Raw genomic sequence first — 19935 nt, 5'->3', positions numbered from 1 at the left:
CGAAGCCCGCGATACGCGGTGCGACGAGCGATGACCCCGAACTCAGCTCGCTGCCGCCCTGGGCAGCGACGTCGGCGCGGATTCGACACGCGCCGCACGAGCCGCGCGCTGGATCATGGCCGCCAGGAACGGCAGGCGCGTATCGCCCAGGGTCATCGCGGGGTAGCCGAGGCGATTGGTGACGAAGCCGATACCGACGCGCTGGCCTGGGATGGCGATGCCGCCGGAGCCGCCGATGCCGAAGTGGCCGAAGGCCTTTCGAGTGAGGGTGGCTCCTACTATGGCGCGGTGATACCCCAGATTGAAATGCGGTGGGCCGCCGAGGACATAATCGTAGCGGCTGTTCGGGGGCATTTGCGCGATGAGGTTCGTGGTTTCGGGGCGTAGCAGGCGGCGGTTGGCGAGCATGCCGTCATTGGCCAGTGCGCCGTACATCTTCCCGAGGGCTCGCGCGGTGAAGGTGCCGTTCCAGCCGGGCATCATGGCGTCGTAGGGCTTATCGCCGACCGACATATCGACCCAGCCGTCGTAGATGGCGCTGCGCGCCGAATCCAGTGCCCGCAAGCGGGATCCGAATCCGACCAGGCGATCGAACGGCACCTTGCCGACACTCAGGCGTGGGGACAGGCGCGCGATGCGGTAGCGCTGGTTTTCGGGCACACCGAACCAGAAGTCGTTGTCGCCGAGCGGTTCCGCGAGTTCGGTGCGGACCAGATCGGTGAAGGAGCGGCCGGTCGCGCGCTGTGCGATCTCCGCCACCAGGGTGCCGAAGTTCAGACCGTGATAGCCGGAGGCCCTGTGCCGCATCGGATCTGGAGCCGCTTCAGCCAAGGCCGCCGCGACCTTGTCATGGTCGAGCAGATCCTCCGGATCATCGAGCAGATCGCGCATGCGCTGCAATCCGGCGCGGTGGCGCAGGACATCGCGCAAGGTGATGTCGGCTTTGCCATTGGCGGCGAATTCCGACCAGTACTCGGCGACGGGGGTGTCGTAGTCCAGGACACCGCGATCGGCCAGCCGGTTGATGACCGTCGCGGCCACGCCCTTGCTGGTGGAGTACGACAGCGCCATGGTGTCGGCCCGCCACCGTCGATCGGTATCGGCCCACCCCGCCCAGATGTCGAGCACCGGCTCGCCGTCGAGGTAGACCGCGAGAGCGCCACCTCCCGCCCTGGGACGACGGAAGATCGAGAAGAACTTCGCGGCGACCGCGGTAAAGCGGTCATCCACGAGCATCTGCCCGCTGGACATGCCCTCTAGGGATTCACCGGTGCTCGCACCTGGCATGGTCAGACTCCTTTGTCTGGCTCACTCCGCAGGGAGACCGCTCGCAGTTGCAAGCACCCTGCTAGCACCGAATGTAACCCGGGTCACTTGCCCGGTGCAATAGCCGATACCGCCATGTACACGCACACTGTGTGGACAGGTGTCAGACGACGGCGCGGATGTTCTCGATCATCGGGAGCGCGTCGACGGTGACCGAGGTGACGGCCTTGAACGCTTCCCGGTATCGCTCCACATCATGGTCTTTATCCAGATAGGACGAGCCGGTGAGCGATTCCACGTACACCACCGGAGGTTCCGGAATGTCATCCGCGGTGGCGGGGAATTCGAGTAGGACGAACCGGCCGGCATCCATGCCGTGGTGGTATCCACAGTCGGCCGGAACCATGCGCAGGCGCACATTCGCGAGTTCGCTCAACCGGTGCAGCCGATCCAGCTGTCCGGCGGTGACGGCGTCGCCACCGATGCGATGCCACAGCACCGCCTCGGAGATCACCACATCCAGCTGTAGCGGTGAATTCGGCCGGGTCAGCAGTTCCTGGCGGGCGGCGCGCACGCGCACCCGACGGTCCATCTGCTCGGCGGTAATGCCCGGATACGCCCCCGCGAGTACCGCGCGCATATAGTCCTCGGTCTGCAGCAGCCCCGGTATCAGCTCGTTCTCATAGGTGGTGAGCCGGGCGGCGGCCTCCTCGAGACCGATGTAGACCTCGTACCCCTCATCGATCACATCGCTGTATTCGGTCCACCAGCCGCGTGCCTTGGTTTCCCGGGCCAGGGCGGTGAGCGGCGCGATGGCGTCCTCGGGGGCCCCGTAGATGCGACACATGGCTTCTACGTCCAGGCTGCGCAGCGATGTCTGCCCGGTCTCGATGCGCCAGATCTTGGCCTCGGACCACTCCAACCGCTGTGCTGCCACCCGCGTCGTCATCCGCGCGCGATTGCGCAGGTCACGTAACTGACGTCCGAGCTGCCGTCGCGGCATGGTCGAACCGGTAATCCCCTGTGGTAGTGCCATCCGTCCCCCTAACAGTATGCGGTCGCATTGTTGCACAGCTGTTCTCGGCAATCCATGGACGCAGCGGACCGGCGGACCGATAAGGTGGGGCCTTTCTGCGTGAAACTACTTGCGGGCGTTGCGCTTTCGGAAGCGCCAGAACTGCACCGCGCGCATATCCTCCGAGAGCTGGTTGACCGGTTCGGCCACATCCGACAGCGCCTGGAAAAGATCGTCGGCGAGGACCGCGATGTGCTCCACCCGGCTCGCCAGCCGGGAGGCATTGACCAGGAATTCCAGCAGCAGGCGCACCACGGCCGCAATGGTGAGGCCCAGCGGTATCGCGAACACCACCGCGAAGACGACACCCATCCACAGCGACGACCGCAACAGCAGAACCGTACTGGCGATCGGAATGGCGACGGCGCCCGCCAGACCCAATAGATAGGCCAGCGGCAGCAGGGTGCGGGTGGCGGTGCGCCGAAACTGCAGATCGACGAGGCTGCGCGCGGCGTCGATGCTCCAGGAACCGAACGCGCTTGGGCTGGTGAAGGGTTCGACCGGCGGCTGATCCGCGTCGTCTTCGGCGATGTGCTTCGACATGCGCCGCACCGCCGAATCCTTGAAGGACACCCACCGTGATTCGGCCTCGAACTCGTCGGGTTCGGGTCGGTCCCCGTCCGGTTGATCGGTCATGGGCGAAAGCTCTCCTCTCCCACCGGGCTTCCGGCTCCCAGCCGGAGATCCGGCCCCAGCAAGTCTGGCCGCAATCACACCGGCGCTACAGTGCGGCGCACTGTGTTCTCCGACACTTCCCTTTTCAAGACGTATCAAGCGCGAGATGGGCACTGCGCGAGCGGCTTCGGCGTTCTCGCTGGTTATCACCACCGCCGGACAAATGTCACTTATACGACACAGACACAGTGGCGCCACCTACAACGAAAAGCTGTCTCTTTTGGAGTCACGAACGAAGACCCGTGAAATCGAACCTGTAACGCCTCGGACACCGATCGGCGATACCACGCACAGAGCAGGACCTAGATCTACCGGGGAATGGAGAATCCAGTGCGTACGACGTTTTCGTCTTCCGTCACGGCCGAAGTACTGGCCGCCACTGCGCAGGAATACAAGCAGCGCGGCTGGACGGTCGCCGAAACGGCCAACGGCATCTGCCTCATCACCGACGAGAATCTGTCGGGTATCGAGGTAACCGGAGAGACCGCCGCCTTCGTGCGTCGCTTCCTCCGCGCCAACAATCTGTCCGGACCGGTTATAGAGGTCCCGGGCGAAGAGCGCCGTGAAATTCACCTGGTCACCGGCATGCGCAAGGCGGCCATGGCCGTCGAGGCGCTCCGCGAGACCGGTGCCATCATCCACACCGATGGCGCGGGCATCCCGCTGCCGCCGACCCAGGCCTCCGCGGCCGGTGCGGCCGCCTGGAGCATCGCGCCCCACGAGGCGCGCTGGACCCCGCCGGTGGTGGCCATTGCCGCCGCCGTCCGCGCCGCCGTATCCGGTCGCAAGCCCCAGGTCGCGCGTATCGCCTCCTGAAAAATCGGCTCTAGCCAGCTCTGAAATATCCGCGAACCGCGGGTGCAACCCCGGCACCCGCGGTTTTCGCGTGTGGAAAAGCTCCCCCGCCTCCCCGAGACTCCCCCGCCTCCCCGAGACTTCAGCGCACGGCTGAGAGCCGTTGGCCGTCATGCACGCGTGCCGGCGGTTGGGTGCCGAGCCTATTTTGGACGTACCCGGCGAGTTACCCCGATTCTCACGAGATCAGCCGTTGCGTTGGATTCCAGACGCGCTGCGCGCTGATCAGAGCCTTGTTCACGGGTTGTCGGTGAAGCGAGCAAGTGCCCTTCAGCGATGAAAGGGCGTGCGGTGATGCAGGACGTGCTGGGGGTGGGGGTCAGGCGGGGTGTAGGAAGCAGGCGCGGGGGGCGTGCTGTTGCTGTGTTGGCGTTGCAGGGTGGGGCGGGCGCGCTGCGTTACGTAGGGGCTGTGTTGTTCGGGAGTGGTTCGGGTGGGGGTTTGGTGGTGGAGGGCGGCGGCTCGGGCGGCGCGGCGGTTGGGGACGCCCAGTTTGTTGAGGATCGACGAGACGTGGTGGTCTACCGTGCGGACGGAGAGGACCAGGTGGGCCGCTATTTCGGGGTTGGTGAGGCCCGCGCCGACGAGTTCCAGGACATCCTGTTGGCGGGGAGTCAGACCGGCGGGGTGGGTGCGCAGGGTGTGGCGGCGGAGGGGGCCGGGGTCGGGGGCGGTCCGCACGAACAGACCGGTTTCACCCGCGATGGTCACTTCGACCACCGTCCCGGTGCCCGCGGCTACGTCGTCGCAGGCGGCGCGCAGTGCGTCGAGGGCTCGAGTTCGTTCCAGATACCGCATGGGAACAGCCTGAGCGCGATGGGCGCACGAGTCTGTCGCCGCGCACACCTTCCAAGTGTCGGCGTCCCGACACAAGGTGCCACTCTCCAGGGAATCCAACGCGACGACTGATCTCGTAAGGATCGGGGTAACTCATCGGGTACGGCCAGAATCGGCTCGGCTCTCAACCGCAGGCACGCGTACACGACGGTCCACGGCTTTCAGCCGGGCGCTGAAGTCTCGGGGAGGCGGGGGAGCTTTCGCCTGGCGGTGTTGGGGGCGATGATGAGGTATGAGCCCCGTCACGGACAGCGCCCGAACACTGCTGCGCACCTGCCCACTCTGTGAGGCGGTGTGCGGACTCGAAATCAGCCTCGATGCGAACGACCACGTTACGGCCGTACGCGGCGACCACGCCGATCCGTTCAGCCGGGGATTCGTCTGTCCGAAGGGCGCGAGCCTCGGGCATTTGGACGAGGACCCGGATCAGTTGACCGAGCCGATGATTCGCGACCGCGAGACCGGGCAGTGGCGAACCGCGACCTGGGATGCGGCCTTCGCGCTCATCGGGGAACGGATTCCGGCGATCGCGAAGGCGCACGGGAATCAGTCGCTGGGTGTGTATCTGGGAAATCCCAACGCGCACACGGTGGCCGGAGCGCTGTATGTGCCGGTGCTGCTGCGGGCGGTGGCGACTCGCAACTTCTACTCGGCCTCCACCGCCGACCAGATGCCCAAACAGGTGGCCAGCGGACTCATGTTCGGCGATCCACTGACCGTGCCGGTACCGGATCTCGATCGCACCGACTATCTGCTCATGCTGGGCGCGAATCCACTGGAATCGAATGGATCGCTGTGCACCGCACCGGATTTCCCGGGGCGACTGAAGGCGCTGCGTAAGCGCGGCGGGCGACTCGTGGTGGTGGATCCACGCCGTACCCGCACGGCGAAGCTGGCGGACGAACATCTGTTCATTCGCCCCGGCAGTGATCCCTACCTGCTGTTCGGGATTGTGCACACGCTGTTCGCGGAGGAACTCACCGATATTCGCGTAGCGGTCGAGGGTCTGGACGAACTCCGTTCGGCCGCAGCCGATTTCACGCCTGCCGTGGTGGCCGGGCGCACCGGGGTGCCCGCGGCGACCATCGTGCGGCTCGCGCGCGAGGTGGCGAATGCGCCGACCGCCGCCGTGTACGCCCGAATCGGTACCTGCACCGCCGAATTCGGCACCATTACGCAGTGGCTGGTGGATGTCGTCAACGCGCTCACCGGAAATCTGGATTCACCCGGCGGGGCCATGTTCGCCAATGGGGCGGCGCTGGGAATCGTCCGGTCCCGACCGTTCCGCACCGGTCGTTGGAGCAGTCGGGTGCGCGAACTGCCCGAGGCCATGGGCGAATTCCCGGTGGCCACCCTCGCCGATGAGATCAATACCCCCGGTGCGGGGCAGATTCGCGCCATGGTGACGGTGGCCGGTAATCCGGTGCTGTCCGCGCCCAGTGGCGCGCGCCTCGATACCGCGTTCGCCGGACTGGAATTCATGGTGAGTGTGGACCGCTACCTCAACGAGACCACCCGGCACGCGGATGTCATCCTGCCGCCGCCGCGCATTCTGCAATCCCCGCACTACGATTTCGCGCTCCTCAACTTCGCGGTCCGCAATTACGCCCGCTACTCACCGCCGCTCATCGCACCGGACGGCCGCCCCGCGGAGGCGGAAATCCTCGCGCGCCTGGCCATGGCGGTCAGCGGACAGCAGGCACCGGAGGGCAGCAGCGCCCTCGAGGCGGTGGATGAGCTGGTAATCACGGGCACCCTGCAGAAGGCCGGACTACTGGAGCGGCGGTTGGAGCTGATCGGTGCCGACACCACCGAACAGCGGATCGACATGATGCTGCGCCTGGGCCCCTACGGTGAATGGAACAGTAACGGGCACGGCCGGAGTGACTCCGAAGCATCCGGCGCAGACCCGGTCGGCGGTGCCGAATCCAGCGACGGCGGAGAGCTCGGCGGTGGGTCGGCGGACCGGCCCGCCATACCGGTAGCGGACGTCGCCGAGGCAACCGGCGCACCGACCGAGTGGCGCGGCAACCTGAACCTGCAAGTGCTGCTGGACAATCCACACGGCATCGACCTGGGCGCGCTACGGCCCCGACTGCCCGGGGCACTGCGCACCGCGTCGAAGAAGGTGGAGCTCGCACCCCAACAGTTGCTCGACGATGTGGAGCGCTTGCGGGGGCGGTTGCCCGATGCCGCACCGGAGATGGTGTTGATCGGACGGCGGCAACTGCGGTCGAACAACAGCTGGATGCACAATGTGGCCACGCTGGTCGGCGGGTCGAATCGCTGCACGCTGCACATTCATCCCCAGGATGTGGAGCGGCTCGGATTGAACGGGTTCGCGGTGGTGAAGTCGGCGGCCGGATCGCTGACGGTGCCGCTCGAACCGACCGAGGAGATCATGCCGGGGGTGGTGAGCCTGCCGCACGGCTGGGGGCACGGTGACAGCACACAGACCGTGGCCAAGGAGCATGCCGGAGTGAATGCCAATGTGCTGACCGATGATTCACTGATCGACGCGCCCTCCGGCAATGCCGTGTTCAACGGTGTACCGGTAACGCTCACCCCCGCGTGAATCCGGTGCGCGCATGTCTCCGGTTCGCATACTGCTGTGGCTGACGCATGTCAGCCTGCCCATCGCGGGTTTGTGGGTGCTCATCGCCCAGCCGCGGCTGGATCACGAATTCCAGCATCACGGGGTGCACTTCTGGCTGATTCTGGGTGCGGCCGCGGTGTCGCTGGCGCTGGCGGTACTGCTGCTGCGCGCCGCCCGCAATCACCGGGATATGCGACTCATCCTGGTTTCGCTGGTATTCCAACTGAATTCGGGATTCCTGGGACTGCACGCGCTGGCCACGCCCGGCATCATTCTATCCACCCCGAATGTGGGATTCACGGCCGCGGTGCCGGTCGGATTGGTGCTGGGCGGGCTGGCCGCGCTGGCCTCGGCGGTGGAGTACGGACCGACCGCGCGCGCCCATCGGTATACGGAAGTGCTTGCCGCGCTGCCGATCACACTGATGGCGATCTGGGCACTGCTCTCGCTGACCCGGGTGCCACCGTTCGACGCCGTCCCCGATCCCGCCGAGGTGCAGGGGCCGCTGGTGGCGGCGACCTTCGTCGGCGCGGCCTGCTATCTGGCGGCTGCCGCGCGGTACGCCTACCTGTATTTCCGCCAGCGCGGGACAGTGCTGCTGAGTGTGCTGACCGCCTTCGTACTGCTGGCCGAGGCCCTGTTCGCGGTGGGCTTCGGACGCAGCTGGCGGGTGTCCTGGTGGGAGTGGCATGTGCTGCTGGGCGTGGCCTTCGCGCTCATCGCCATCAGCGCGCACCGTTCCTTCCGGCGGGAGGGCTCCACCCGGGGCCTATTCGACAGCGTCACGCTGCGCAGCACCGTCGCCGCCATTCACCGCGACTATGCCCACGCCCTCGAGGAAATGGTCGCCGCCATGGACCGGCGCGCCAGCGGCGGCGTCGATGCCGCCGAACCGCTGGGGTCCGTCGGCCAGGAACTCGCCCGCCGCTTCGGGCTCACCGAACGCCAGCTAGCGGTCCTCCAGCAGAGCGCCCAGGCCCTCGGCAACGAGCGCGAACAGGTCCGCCGCCTCGGCGCGCTCGTCGCGGTGGGCGAACGCGCCAGCGTCATTCGCGGTGAACGCGAACTCCTGGCCGAAATCCAACGTCTCGCGGCCGCAGCCTTCGACCGCGACATTGTCCGCATCGGTGTCCTCCGCCAGGGTCGCCTCCACTTCGAAGACGGGCACCCGCCGAACCCCGCTGCCGTCACCTTCCCGTTGCTGGTCAAGGGTTTCCGAGCCGGAGTCCTCGAACTCACCCGCACCGCAGCAGCTTCCGCCCCCATCCCGGAGCCCGCACGGCAGAGCTCCCCGCCCTCCCCCAGCCCCGCACCGCCGAGTACCCCTCCTTCCGCCGACCCCGGCCTCCCGGCCGCCCCGCTCGCTCTCGCCCAGCCGATCCCCCCGATCCAGCGCGAGCGAATGGGATTCGCCTGGCGACCCACACCCACCCCCGGCACACCGGCACCGCCCGTTCCACCGACCGGGCCGCCACCGATAGCTCCTGCCACCAGCGCATACCTGCCGACCACGCCAGGTCCAGCAGCGGGACGGACCGTGCCGCCACCGGTAACCCCTGCCACCAGCGCACAACCACCAACCGCACCCGGTCCAGCAGCCGGACGGACCGTGCCGCCACCGACAACCCCTGCCACCAGCGCACAACCACCAACCGCACCCGGTCCAGCAGCGGGCTCGAGCCAGGCAGCGCCGCCGCCCCGCAGTAGCGGTTCGGGCACGCCCGCGCGTGCGTCAGGGCACGGCGGGGTGTCCGGGCAAGCCGGCCCGGTGCCGGGTTTCGGTGTCGCCGGGGGCGAAAGGCCTGGGACCGCATCAGGTTTCGGGGGGCCGCCTACCGGTCCGGGTCCCGCTGTCCGACCTGCGGTGGCGCTCGGGGCCGGCGAGGAGGCGGTGGCGCGGTCGTTCGCGGCGCAGACTTCGACGGTCCTGGAGAATGCCCGGCTCTACCAGCAGTTGGATGGGCTGTTCCGGTCCTATATGTCGCCGGCGGTGGCCACCGCGCTCATTGCCGATCCCTCCCAGGCCGGGTTGGGCGGCGAGATTCATGAGGTCAGTGTGCTGATGGCGGATCTGCGGGGGTTCACACCGTTCGCGGAGCGGGTGGGGCCGGAGCAGGTCATGCGCATGCTGAACACCTACTACGGGGTAATCGTGCCGGAGATCCTGGCGCAGGGCGGGACCGTGGTGCAGTTCGTCGGGGACGCGGTCATGGCGATCTTCAATGCGCCTGTGCGGCAACCCGATCATGTACTCCGGGCCGCGCGGGCGGGATTGGCGCTCCAGCGGGCGGTCCAGGGTGTGCGGGATCGGGTGGATATCGCGCATCGCGATGACTGGCCGATGTTTCGGGTGGGCGTGAATACCGGGCCCGCCGTGGTCGGCAATGTGGGTGCGGCCCAGATGCGCAATTTCACGGCCATTGGCGACACCACGAATCTGGCGGCCCGACTGGAGTCGCTGGCCGAGCCGGGAACGGTGGTGGTGGGGCCGCTGACCAGGACCCGGCTGGGCGATCGGGCCGTGGGGCGGGATCGAGGGGCCTTCGATATCAAAGGCAAACGGGATCCGGTCACCGTGTACGAACTCGAGGCGCTGCGCTGATCCGCCGGTGCCACAGGACAGATGAGGTCAGATGGAATTCGAACTGCTCGACGGTCTCGCGCCGGGTGAACGGCGGGAGCTGATCGCCGCCTGTATCCCACGCAAATTCCGGCGCCGCGACATCGTCTGCCACGAGGGCGATCCCGGCGATTGTCTGTACCTGATCACCAGCGGGCGGCTGATCGTCCGCGTCACCACACCCCTGGGGCATACCGCCACCCTGACCATTCTCGGTCCGGGCGACGTATTCGGAGAGCAGGCGCTGCTGAGTCCGGACGCGCGCCGCACCGCCACCATTGTCGCCGTCACCGACGCCGAAACCCTCACGCTCAGCAGGGATCGGCTGGAGCGACTCCGCACAGATCATCCACAGGTGGAACGCTTCCTCACCAGCACGCTGGCGGCGCAGGTGCGGCGGCTGTCCGCGTCGGTGCTGGAGGCGCTGTACCTGCCGGTGGAAACGCGGGTGCTGCGGCGGCTGGCGCACTTGGCGCGGGTGTACGGCGATGCGGGGCGGCTGTCCCATATCCGGCTCACCCAGGAGGAGCTGGCGTCCATGGCGGGTACGACGCGAGCAACCGCCAATAAGGTGCTCCGCGAACTCGAGGATCAGGGTGTGGTGCGATTGGGCCGGGGGTCGGTGATCGTGCTCGATCGAATTGCGTTGGAACGCAAAGCAAACTGACCTTCCGGTCTGATGCAAGGGGGATGACACCCAATAAGTCGGACATAACTATGCAAAAAGGACAAATCAGGATTGCGAAATCCCTGCGCGCGCAGTGTAACTCGCATCGGTACATACAGCACCTGTGATCAGCACACCCACAGCTAAGCGACAAAGGTCCCTTGTCAGAAGTTTCAGCTGGGAGGACCCTCGCACGGGAAGGTTTGACCGGCATCAGTCAACCAATCCCCCACCAGGGACAATGAGCCGGTTCATCCATTCGCCACACCAAAATAGTTAAACCGTATAGGATTTCGGATGGCCGAAGTTCGCGGCCGAGCCTCTCCCATCCGGACTCCAGCTACCAGAGGGGGCGCATAATGCCCGGTATCAGAAACGGCAGCGACGGCGAACGGGAACTGCAGGAACGCTACGGTACCGAGGACCGAGCAGAACGCTTCTATGAAGATCAAGTTCTGCAGCGTCTCAATGCGCACATGATCGAATTCATCGGCCGGATGGATATGGCCTTCATCGCGACCTCCGATAAGCACGGCGAATGCGATTCCACCTTCCGCGCGGGCCGTCCCGGCTTCCTCCACGTTATCGACGAGCACACTCTCGCCTACCCCGAACTGCGCGGGAACGGCGTGATGGCAAGCCTCGGGAATATCCTCGAGAATCCGCATATCGGCATCCTCATGATCGACTTCGTACGCGACCTCATCGGACTGCATATCAACGGCACCGCCCGCATAGTCGACGACGCCGTCCTGCGCCGCTGTTCGCAGGAGCTACCCGAGGACGAGCGTGGACGCACCATCGAACGCTGGGTCGTCGTGGATGTCGAAGAGGCGTATATCCACTGCCGCAAGCACATACCGCACCTGATACCCGCATCGCGCGAACCCCGGCAGTGGGGGACGGACAATGTCCGCGCCAAGGGCGGGGACTACTTCCACGCCAAAGCGGAAGCCCGGGCGCTCGTCGAGTACTGAGTTGGCCCGACTCTCGGGGGTCTCAGGGGCTTCGCCCCCGAACCCCTAACTACGAAGCGCGGCTTCGGCCACTCGCAGGGCAGCGCCCTGAACTCTGACCTGAACCGTCCGGTCAGTGAATCTTGAAGATCACTACCCGCTGGACGACGAAGTTGATCACCGTGGCGATGCCCTGGGCGATCACGAAGGCCACCAGCACGGCACCTTCGAGTGTGCGCCCGAACACATCGAACTCCATATTGGGCAGCAATACCCCGAGCAGCAGGGCGTTCATACCGACCTGGGCGGTGAAGGTCACCGCGTACAGGGCCAGCACCGCCACGAAGCGCTTATTGCTCGGCGGAGCCTGGAAGGTCCAGCGGCGGTTGATCAGGTACGCGGTGGTGGTGCCCGCGATAAAGCTGATCGCCTTGGCGATATCGCGCTGCACGCCGAGCACGCCCATGAGCAGGACATAGATACCGAAGTCGACCACGGCGGAGAATCCGCCGGTCAGCCCGAACCGAATGATCTGGGTCTTCAGGTCGACATCCGTACCGCCCGGCTCGTCGACCAGGGGCAGCTCGGGCGGCAGGGGCAGGTGCGGTTCCGCGGTCACAACGCACGAGCGTAATGCCGCGCACAGCGAACGCCACCAGCCGATGCCCGGTTATGCCTGTAGCCTCTATGCCGATGTCCACGAAAGCTCAGACCACCACCACGGCCGATACCGAGGCGAACTCGGTGACCGAGGGAGCGTCCGCACTGCCGACGCAGACCCGGAGGCTGACGGGTTGGGGTCGCACCGCAGCGACAACCTCCGAAGTCCTCTCCACCGGCGATCCGGAGTTGATCGCGAAAGCGGTCGCCATGGTCGCGGAGGACAACGAGTCCAAACCGGCACACCTGCGCCGCGGCGTTATCGCCCGCGGGCTCGGTCGCTCCTACGGCGATAACGCGCAGAACGCGGGCGGCCTGGTCGTAGATATGACCGCGCTGAACAAGATTCACCGCATCGACGCCGCGACCCGCCTGGTCGACGTCGACGGTGGCGTGAATCTGGATCAGCTGATGAAGGCCGCCCTGCCGTTCGGGCTGTGGGTTCCGGTGCTGCCGGGTACCCGGCAGGTCACCATCGGCGGAGCCATCGGCTCCGATATCCACGGTAAGAACCACCACAGCGCGGGCAGTTTCGGCAACCATGTGCGGTCGATGGAGCTGCTCACCGCCGACGGCACCGTACAGCACATCACGCCCAGGAAGAACGCGAAGCTGTTCTGGGCGACCGTGGGTGGCTGCGGTCTGACCGGCATCATCCTGCGCGCCACCATCGAGATGACGCCCACCGAGACGGCGTACTTCATTGCCGACGGTGACGTCACCCCGACGCTCGACGACACCATCGCCTTCCACAGCGACGGGTCCGAGGACAAGTACGAGTACAGCTCGGCCTGGTTCGACGCCATCAGCCCGGAACCGAAGCTGGGTCGCGCCGCCATCTCCCGCGGCAATCTGGCCAAGCTCGATCAGCTGCCGACCAAGCTGCAGAAGGATCCGTTGCGGTTCAACGGCAAGACCTTCTTCACGCTGCCGGATGTGTTCCCGAACGGGCTGGCCAACAAGTACACCTTCGGGCCGATCGGTGAGGTCTGGTACCGCAAGTCGGGCACCTACCGGGGCAAGGTCCAGAATCTGACGCAGTTCTACCACCCGCTCGACATGCTGGGCGAGTGGAACCGCGGCTACGGATCCAATGGCTTCCTGCAGTACCAGTTCGTGGTCCCGCCGGAATCGGTCGACGAGTTCAAGCGCATCATTGTCGATATTCAGCGGTCCGGGTTCTATTCGTTCCTCAACGTTTTCAAGCTGTTCGGGGCGGGTAACCAGGCTCCGCTGAGCTTCCCGATGCCGGGCTGGAACATCTGCGTGGACTTCCCGATCAAGGCGGGGCTCAACGAGTTCGTCACCGATCTCGACCGTCGCGTCCTGGAGTTCGGCGGACGGCTCTACACCGGTAAGGATTCGCGGACCACCGCGGAAACCTTCCACAAGATGTATCCCCGGATCGACGACTGGATCAAGGTCCGTCGAAATGTCGATCCCACAGGCGTTTTCATGTCCGATATGGCGAGAAGGCTGGAGCTTCAGTGATCAATGCGGTCGGGAATCCGCAGACCATTCTGCTGCTGGGCGGCAGCTCCGAGATCGGTCTGGCGATCTGCTCGGAGTACCTGAAGAAGGGGCCCGCCCGCATTATCCTGGCGACCCTTCCGGGTGATCCGCTGCGCGAGAGCGCGGTGACGGAGATGAAGGCCGCCGGTGCCTCCGAGGTGGAGGTCATCGACTTCGACGCCCTCGAGATGGACAGCCACCCCAAGGTCATCGACCAGGCGTGGGCGCGCGGCGATGTGGATGTCGCCATTGTCGCCTTCGGCATGCTCGGCGACCCCGAGGAACTGTGGCAGGACCAGCGCAAGGCCGTGATCGCCGCCGAACTCAACTTCACCGCCGCCGTCTCGGTGGGCGTGCTGGTCGGCGACAAGATGAAGGCGCAGGGCTACGGCCGGATCATCGCCATGTCCTCGGTCGCCGGTGAGCGCGTGCGCCGCTCCAACTTCGTCTACGGCTCCACCAAGGCCGGCCTGGACGGCTTCTACCTGGGTCTCGGCGAGGCACTGCGCCCGCACGGCCCGCGCGTCACGGTGATTCGCCCCGGCCAGGTGCGCACCCGGATGTCCGCACACGTCAAGGAAGCACCGCTGACCGTGAACAAGGAAGATATCGCCGCCCTCGCGGTGGCGGCTTCCGCCAAGGGCAAGGAAATCGCCTGGGCGCCGGGCTGGCGCTACGTGATGATGGTGCTGCGCCACGTGCCGCGCGCCATCTTCCGCAAGCTGCCCATCTGAGTGCACCGGTTCGTAGGCCGGTGTATACCGGCCTACGAACGGTATTCTGAGGACCGTGACGGCTGCGTTCGACAATATGGCCCTGAGCGAACTCGTCGGTCTGCTGACCGACGAAGAGCAGCGCGACCTTCGGCCTATCGTCCTACGCTTGGTCGCCAGCCACGGCCACTTGGTCGACAAGGAGGCCGAGCGGGCGTTCACTGGGCGCAGCCTTTCCTTCACCGGCTCAGTCGAGGCCGCGCCCGATTTCGCTTCCACATCCGAGGAAGTTCTCCGGCGTTAACTCGGCCCCGTGAACCGAGAACTGCCGCACCTTTACTCGAAGGCGCGGCAGTTTTGTCAGCACGTCTGGACCGCTGAGCATGGCGTCGACTACTTTCGACCGCTCCCACATCTCACGATCCAGGCGGTCCTGCAGCTGTTGAGACATACCACTCCTACAGATCGAGCGTGGCGCGCAGGGCGGTGTCGACCTGGTCCATGGTCGCGGTGTCGAGCACACCGAGCTGCTCCACGAAGCTCGACTTCGGTATCGGTGCCACTGTGACGGCGCGGGCAAACCCCGAAATCGCTCCCGTCATACGCACAGCGAGAAGTGACTCTTTGCCAGCGGTGTCCTGCACCTGCACACACAAGATGTCAACGCGGGACTCGGTGACGGCGTCATGCCCGACAATCAGGACTGTCCGCTCAACGCGGCCGAGGACCAAGACCCGCCACAGCTGGCCGCGCCTCACCGGCCAGCCTCGTCCTCAACCAGCGTCCGGGCCGCAGCCTCTAGCCATTCCGGGTCGGTATCCGGCTCATCTGCGATCGCGCGGCGAATCAAATACTCGCGCAACGCCGCATTCGTCAGCGCGGACAGCGTTTCACCGCTGCGCTCAGCCTCTGCACGGGCGGCACCAGCGACGGGCTTCGAGACTGTGACCGTGAGTTTCTCCGTGGTCCTCATATGTGAATCCTACTCATGATCGTATCGACGGTACGACGATTCGTGTCATGCATTGAAATCCAGCGCGGCCGGATACCGGCTGATACGTGTCCGCCGAGGGTTGCTCGTTAGGCTTACGCAGCGGTGAGCTGACCACGAACCCGGAGGCGGAATGCGAATGAGCGGGCAGGATTCGAGCGGGCGGGGGACGGTGCTGGTACGGCAGGCCGGAAACGCGCTCGGGGACGCGGTATTGGCAGCGGTCGTCGCTGTCGTTGTCGCGGGGATCGGGCTGTTCGCGTTCGCGCTGGTGGAGTGGCCGGCGTTCAACTCCTCCAATGTGACTCGGTCACTGACGACCGTGGGGCAGGTGGTCGCGCTCGCCATGCTGGTGGGGGCGATCTGGTTACTGCGGGTGAACAAGTGGCCGTGGGTGGCGAAAGTGCTGTCCTGGGCCGGGATTTCGACATTCGTGACGGTGACGTTGGGGATGCCGCTCGCCGCTACCAAGCTCTATTTGTTCGGGCTGTCGGTGGACCAGGAGTTTCGGACGCAGTATCTGACGCGGCTGACCGATGGTGCGGCACTGCGGGATATGAATTACATCGACCTGCCGCCGTACTACCCGGGTGGCTGGTTCTGGTTGGGCGGACGATTCGCGAACCTGCTCGGACTCGATGGGTGGGCAGCGTTCAAGCCGTGGGCCATTGTGTCGCTCGCCGTCGCCGCTGCCGTGGCATTGGTATTGTGGTCCAAGCTGATTCGGGCGGATTGGGCTGTCGCGGTGACGGCGGCGACGACCGCCGTGACCATTGCCTATGCCGCTCCCGAGGCGTACAGCTCGGTCCTCGTCGTGCTGTTGCCGCCGGTGCTGGTACTGGCGTGGGGTGCGCTGTACCGTCCGGCCGAGTCGACGACGGGTGGTCCGACCACTGCGGGCGGATGGGGCGCGGTGATCGGCACCGGGCTGTTCCTCGGCATCATGGCCACGTTCTACACGCTGTACTTCCTGGTCGCCGCATTCGCGGTGGGCCTGATGGCACTGGCTGCCGCCGGTCTCACACTGCGTGCCCGGCACTCGGCAATGCACGTACAACGCCGCACGAAGGCCGAGATACCGACCCATTGGCGCCTGGTGTGGCCGATTATGTTGCGGCTGATCATGATCGGGGCAATCGCCGGGGTGCTGGCGCTCACGGTGTGGGGACCGTACTTCTTGGAGGCGCTGCAGGGGAAGACCGCGAGTTCGGGCACCGCGCTGCACTATCTGCCGGAGGCCGGGTCGCGGTTGCCCTTGCCGATGATGGAATTCTCGCTGCTCGGCGGTTTCTGCCTCATCGGTGTCATCTGGCTGGTGCTGCGGGTCGGGAGTTCGCGCCGGGCACAGGCATTGGCGGTCGGCGTGCTGGCGATCTACCTGTGGTGCCTGCTGTCCATGCTGGTGACGGCAGCGGGGAGCACACTGCTGTCGTTCCGGCTGGAGCCGGTGCTCCGGGTGCTGCTGGCGGCGGCCGGGGCCTTCGGATTCGTCGAAGGTGCACGAGCGGTCTATCAGATCGTGAACGAACCGCAACGGTTCAAGCCGGTAGTCGCCGCGGTCGCCGTCATCGGCGCGGTCGCCTTCAGCCAGCACATTCCCGACGTGCTCGCACCGGAGATCACCACGGCGTACACCGATACCGACGGCGATGGCGTACGCGCCGATAAGCGCCCGCCGTCGGCGGTGTCCTACTACCGGGAAATCGACGCGGAACTGCTCGAGCAGACCGGGCGGGCGCGAGCCGAATCGGTGGTGCTGACCGCCGATATGAGCTTCCTGTCCATCTACCCGTACTTCGGATTCCAGGCGCTGACTTCGCACTACGCCAATCCGCTCGCGGACTTCTCGGCGCGGGCGGCGGAGATCAAGCGGTGGAGCACGCTGGAGACCCCGGACGAACTCGTGGCGGCCCTGCGGGACTGCCCGTGGCGTGCCCCTGACGCCTTCCTGTTCCGGCAGGCGGGTGACGGCTACACGCTGCGGTTGGCCGAGGATGTGTATCCGAACGACCCAAATGTGAAGCGGTATCAGGTGTCGTTCGCGAAGGCGCTATTCGAGGATCCGCGCTTTCGAATCACCGATATCGGACCGTTCACGCTGGTTGTGATCAGCGCCTGAGTTGTCTCGCGCCTGAGGCAAACCCGAGCCTCCATAAAAGCTCGAGACAAAGGTCACTTATACACAGATTTGGTCTGAAACCTGTGGATTAGTCCCGTTTTCTGTGGATAACTACCCCACTCCCAGCGCAATCTCAGTCGAACCCGGTAGCGTGATCGGCTGTTGTGCCAGTAAGAGGAGTATGCAGTTGAACCAGGGGTGGGAAACCGACCGGACGGACCAAACCGGGTCGGCCGTCGCAGTATTGGAACGGACCGCACCCGAGACGACCGGAGCTCGGCTATCTCGCCCCCAGCGGTTCGCGCGAAGAATTCGACTCGCGCGCGCCGACCTTGCCATCGCTACCGGCTATCTGGCACTGGCCGTGCTCGTACTCTCCGGGCAGTGGCGCCATCCCCGGGACGGGTACCTGATCAAGAGCGGTCAGGACCAGACCATGTGGGAGTGGTTCTTCGCGGTCACCGCGCACAATGTCGCGAACCTGCGGAACCCGCTCGGCACCAATCTGCAGAACTTCCCCGACGGCGTGAACATGATGGCCAATACCGCCATGTTCGGCGTCGGTGTGCCGCTCACCCCCATTACGCTGCTGTTCGGGCCGACGGTCACCTTCGTCCTGGTGCTCACCCTCGGCCTGTTCGGTACCGCATTCGCCTGGTACTGGCTGTTCTCGCGCTACCTGGTGGAATCGAAACTCGCTGCGGCGGTGGGTGGTCTGTTCTGCGGGTTCGCGCCCGCCATGATCTCGCACGCCAACGCACACCCGAATTTCGTGGTGCTGCTACTGCTGCCGCTGATCGCGGGGCAGATTCTGCGTATGGCGCGACGCGCCGAAAACGAGGGTGGGCCACGACCGTTCGGCCGCCGGATTCGGGACGCGGTCACCCTCGGCCTGCTGGTGACGATGCAAATCGCACTCGGCGAGGAGCCGCTGCTCATCTTCGCGCTGTCCTTCGGACTGTTCGGGCTGGTGTACTACCTGCACCGGCCGCGCATCGGACTCCGGGTACTGCGCGGGATCGCCCCGGCCGTGGGACTGGCCGCGCTGATCACGGTGGTGCTCACCGGAGTTCCACTGTGGTGGCAGTTCTTCGGACCGCAGTCCTATCGGATGATCGACCACGGACCCATGGGCAATGATCTCAAAGCCCTGGCGCAATTCCCGTCGGAGTCATTGGGCGGCATGATTTCGCCCGGCCAGAATGTGGCCATCAATCCGACCGAGGAGAACTCCTACTTCGGGTGGCCGCTCCTGTTGCTGGTCACCGTGACCGCAGTGCTGCTGTGGCGCGAGCTCGCGGTGCGGGCGGTGTGTGCGGTGATCGTCTCCTTCACGCTGCTGTCGCTGGGGCCCTCGCTCATGTTCGGGCGCGGCGACACCGGTTTCGCGCTGCCGTGGAAGTGGTTCGAGCACGTACCGCTGCTGAATTCGGTACTGGAATCGCGATTCACCATGGCCGCCGTACCGGCCATCGCGGTCATCTTGACGCTGGCTTCGCAACGGGCACTGGATTTTTGGCGTGAATCGGCCTCCGACTGGCGTCCGCTCGCCTGGTTCGGTGCCCTCGTACTCGCGCTGGTACCCCTCACTCCGACGATCCTGCCGGTGGTGCAGCGCTCGCCCACCCCCGCCTTCTTCGCCGACGGGACCGTACATCAGTACGTCTCAAACGGTTCCGTGGTCATCGTCCCCCCACCCATTCCAGCGGGTGCTCGCCCGCTGCTCTGGCAGGCCGACGCCGACTTCAGCTTCGCGCTCGCGGGCGGATATTTCGTCGGACCCACCGGCACCGACAAGAAGGGCCGCTACGGCCCCGAGATTCGCCCCACGGCCAGTCTGCTGATGAAAGCCCAGAAGTCGAACAGGTTTCCGGCCATCGACGACGCCACCCGCGCCCAGGCCCTGACCGACCTGCGGTACTGGCATGCCGATGTGCTGGTGCTGCCGCCCACCGATAACAGTGGGGTGCTGCGTAATACCGTCAACCAGCTGCTCGGATTCCAGGGACAGAAGGTCAATGGGGTGTGGGTGTGGGACGTGCGGGGAATAGTCTGACGCGCCGGTGGGGACTGAGTGCTGTCAGCGTGCCCTACGTAGCCAAGTCAGGTGCGGGCGTGGCGGTTCCAGCGGGGTTCGGCCGAGTCAAGCAAAAGACGAAGGCAGTGTGGTGCCGTCGCCTGCCGTCCCCGACCTGAGTCCCCCGGTTTGGTGCCGTGATCTTCCATTCCAGCCTGGCGACGGACCGTTGTCACGTCCTCGAGACTTCACAACGAAGAGACAAAGACCGATCGGTCAGGGGGACCTGGTGGCGGCATCGGCCGAGTAACCCCCCGCCACCATGTCCCCCTGACCGATCGGCCTGCTTCGATATGCCCTCTTTGTCTGTTCTGGG

At 65.7% G+C, this 19935-nt stretch carries 17 protein-coding genes; 10 read left to right on the top strand and 7 right to left on the bottom strand.

Annotated features, from left to right (window positions below):
- Positions 1 to 42 precede the first annotated feature (42 nt).
- The 3 genes from NU1_RS02175 to NU1_RS02165 all read right to left on the bottom strand — a co-directional run bounded on the left by NU1_RS02175 (position 43) and on the right by NU1_RS02165 (position 2977).
- Complete coding sequence (locus tag NU1_RS02175; protein WP_067516810.1) at positions 43 to 1287, bottom strand: serine hydrolase domain-containing protein; 1245 nt, start codon at positions 1285 to 1287, stop codon at positions 43 to 45.
- A 142-nt stretch (positions 1288 to 1429) separates the two neighbouring features.
- Entirely contained in the window at positions 1430 to 2302 is an 873-nt protein-coding gene (locus tag NU1_RS02170) for a helix-turn-helix domain-containing protein (protein ID WP_067516807.1), read from the bottom strand.
- Positions 2303 to 2407: 105 nt separating this feature from the next.
- Complete coding sequence (locus NU1_RS02165) at positions 2408 to 2977, bottom strand: DUF4282 domain-containing protein (RefSeq protein WP_067516805.1); 570 nt, start codon at positions 2975 to 2977, stop codon at positions 2408 to 2410.
- 369 nt (positions 2978 to 3346) lie between these two features.
- On the opposite strand from NU1_RS02165, the gene NU1_RS02160 reads away from it, so the two are divergent.
- On the top strand, positions 3347 to 3832 hold the full coding sequence (locus NU1_RS02160; protein WP_067516963.1) for a hypothetical protein: 486 nt from the start codon (positions 3347 to 3349) through the stop codon (positions 3830 to 3832).
- Positions 3833 to 4141: 309 nt separating this feature from the next.
- Here NU1_RS02160 and NU1_RS39950 read toward each other — a convergent pair whose 3' ends face one another.
- Positions 4142 to 4669 carry a LuxR C-terminal-related transcriptional regulator gene (locus NU1_RS39950; RefSeq protein WP_084520905.1) on the bottom strand — a complete coding sequence of 176 codons (528 nt, stop codon included), beginning with the start codon at positions 4667 to 4669 and terminating at the stop codon, positions 4142 to 4144.
- Positions 4670 to 4940: 271 nt separating this feature from the next.
- Between NU1_RS39950 and NU1_RS02150 the strand changes: the two genes are divergently transcribed.
- From NU1_RS02150 to NU1_RS02135, 4 genes are all read left to right on the top strand, one after another.
- On the top strand, positions 4941 to 7283 hold the full coding sequence (locus tag NU1_RS02150) for a molybdopterin-dependent oxidoreductase (RefSeq protein WP_084520904.1): 2343 nt from the start codon (positions 4941 to 4943) through the stop codon (positions 7281 to 7283).
- A gap of 13 nt (positions 7284 to 7296) precedes the next feature.
- Complete coding sequence (locus NU1_RS02145; RefSeq protein ID WP_067516801.1) at positions 7297 to 9906, top strand: adenylate/guanylate cyclase domain-containing protein; 2610 nt, start codon at positions 7297 to 7299, stop codon at positions 9904 to 9906.
- Between the two features lie 31 nt (positions 9907 to 9937).
- On the top strand, positions 9938 to 10591 hold the full coding sequence (locus NU1_RS02140) for a Crp/Fnr family transcriptional regulator (RefSeq protein WP_067516799.1): 654 nt from the start codon (positions 9938 to 9940) through the stop codon (positions 10589 to 10591).
- Between the two features lie 359 nt (positions 10592 to 10950).
- Positions 10951 to 11568: a pyridoxamine 5'-phosphate oxidase family protein gene (locus NU1_RS02135; protein ID WP_067516797.1), complete on the top strand. Its 618-nt coding sequence runs from the start codon at positions 10951 to 10953 to the stop codon at positions 11566 to 11568.
- Positions 11569 to 11680: 112 nt separating this feature from the next.
- Here the strand turns inward: NU1_RS02135 and NU1_RS02130 are convergent, their stop codons facing one another.
- Positions 11681 to 12166: a GtrA family protein gene (locus tag NU1_RS02130; protein ID WP_084520903.1), complete on the bottom strand. Its 486-nt coding sequence runs from the start codon at positions 12164 to 12166 to the stop codon at positions 11681 to 11683.
- A gap of 74 nt (positions 12167 to 12240) precedes the next feature.
- On the opposite strand from NU1_RS02130, the gene dprE1 reads away from it, so the two are divergent.
- The 3 genes from dprE1 to NU1_RS02115 are packed head-to-tail and all read left to right on the top strand — an operon-like array spanning position 12241 to position 14736.
- Positions 12241 to 13698 (top strand): decaprenylphosphoryl-beta-D-ribose oxidase, encoded by a 1458-nt coding sequence (gene dprE1, locus NU1_RS02125; RefSeq protein WP_084520922.1) that lies wholly within the window; start codon positions 12241 to 12243, stop codon positions 13696 to 13698.
- On the top strand, positions 13695 to 14453 hold the full coding sequence (gene dprE2, locus NU1_RS02120; RefSeq protein WP_067516795.1) for a decaprenylphospho-beta-D-erythro-pentofuranosid-2-ulose 2-reductase: 759 nt from the start codon (positions 13695 to 13697) through the stop codon (positions 14451 to 14453). Before dprE1 ends, dprE2 begins: the two co-directional genes overlap by 4 nt.
- A gap of 55 nt (positions 14454 to 14508) precedes the next feature.
- Positions 14509 to 14736, top strand: a complete 228-nt coding sequence (locus NU1_RS02115; RefSeq protein ID WP_084520902.1) for a hypothetical protein — start codon at positions 14509 to 14511, stop codon at positions 14734 to 14736.
- Between the two features lie 154 nt (positions 14737 to 14890).
- Here the strand turns inward: NU1_RS02115 and NU1_RS44105 are convergent, their stop codons facing one another.
- Together NU1_RS44105 and NU1_RS02105 are read right to left on the bottom strand one after the other, a co-directional pair.
- Positions 14891 to 15190 (bottom strand): type II toxin-antitoxin system PemK/MazF family toxin, encoded by a 300-nt coding sequence (locus NU1_RS44105; protein ID WP_067516790.1) that lies wholly within the window; start codon positions 15188 to 15190, stop codon positions 14891 to 14893.
- The gene (locus NU1_RS02105) at positions 15187 to 15405 is read right to left on the bottom strand and encodes a hypothetical protein (RefSeq protein ID WP_067516788.1); all 219 of its coding nucleotides are present in this window, start codon (positions 15403 to 15405) and stop codon (positions 15187 to 15189) included. The genes NU1_RS44105 and NU1_RS02105 overlap by 4 nt, the downstream gene beginning before the upstream one ends.
- Before the next feature lie 151 nt (positions 15406 to 15556).
- Between NU1_RS02105 and NU1_RS02100 the strand changes: the two genes are divergently transcribed.
- On the top strand, positions 15557 to 17542 hold the full coding sequence (locus tag NU1_RS02100; protein ID WP_084520901.1) for a galactan 5-O-arabinofuranosyltransferase: 1986 nt from the start codon (positions 15557 to 15559) through the stop codon (positions 17540 to 17542).
- Positions 17543 to 17723: 181 nt separating this feature from the next.
- Positions 17724 to 19598: a glycosyltransferase family protein gene (locus tag NU1_RS02095; RefSeq protein ID WP_067516786.1), complete on the top strand. Its 1875-nt coding sequence runs from the start codon at positions 17724 to 17726 to the stop codon at positions 19596 to 19598.
- The last annotated feature ends 337 nt before the right edge of the window (positions 19599 to 19935 follow it).

Source organism: Nocardia uniformis NBRC 13702 (assembly GCF_001613345.1).
In the GTDB taxonomy this organism is placed as follows: domain Bacteria; phylum Actinomycetota; class Actinomycetes; order Mycobacteriales; family Mycobacteriaceae; genus Nocardia; species Nocardia uniformis.
Note: the sequence above shows the minus strand (reverse complement) of the source record. Positions and strands in the feature narration are given on the sequence as shown.

Coding starts and splice junctions, on each gene's coding strand:
- NU1_RS02175 (WP_067516810.1), bottom strand. CDS start 1,287: ATGCCAGGTGCGAGCACCGGTGAATCCCTAGAGGGCATGTCCAGCGGG.
- NU1_RS02170 (WP_067516807.1), bottom strand. CDS start 2,302: ATGGCACTACCACAGGGGATTACCGGTTCGACCATGCCGCGACGGCAG.
- NU1_RS02165 (WP_067516805.1), bottom strand. CDS start 2,977: ATGACCGATCAACCGGACGGGGACCGACCCGAACCCGACGAGTTCGAG.
- NU1_RS39950 (WP_084520905.1), bottom strand. CDS start 4,669: ATGCGGTATCTGGAACGAACTCGAGCCCTCGACGCACTGCGCGCCGCC.
- NU1_RS02150 (WP_084520904.1), top strand. CDS start 4,941: ATGAGCCCCGTCACGGACAGCGCCCGAACACTGCTGCGCACCTGCCCA.
- NU1_RS02145 (WP_067516801.1), top strand. CDS start 7,297: ATGTCTCCGGTTCGCATACTGCTGTGGCTGACGCATGTCAGCCTGCCC.
- NU1_RS02140 (WP_067516799.1), top strand. CDS start 9,938: ATGGAATTCGAACTGCTCGACGGTCTCGCGCCGGGTGAACGGCGGGAG.
- NU1_RS02135 (WP_067516797.1), top strand. CDS start 10,951: ATGCCCGGTATCAGAAACGGCAGCGACGGCGAACGGGAACTGCAGGAA.
- dprE1 (WP_084520922.1), top strand. CDS start 12,241: ATGTCCACGAAAGCTCAGACCACCACCACGGCCGATACCGAGGCGAAC.
- NU1_RS02105 (WP_067516788.1), bottom strand. CDS start 15,405: ATGAGGACCACGGAGAAACTCACGGTCACAGTCTCGAAGCCCGTCGCT.
- NU1_RS02100 (WP_084520901.1), top strand. CDS start 15,557: ATGCGAATGAGCGGGCAGGATTCGAGCGGGCGGGGGACGGTGCTGGTA.
- NU1_RS02095 (WP_067516786.1), top strand. CDS start 17,724: ATGCAGTTGAACCAGGGGTGGGAAACCGACCGGACGGACCAAACCGGG.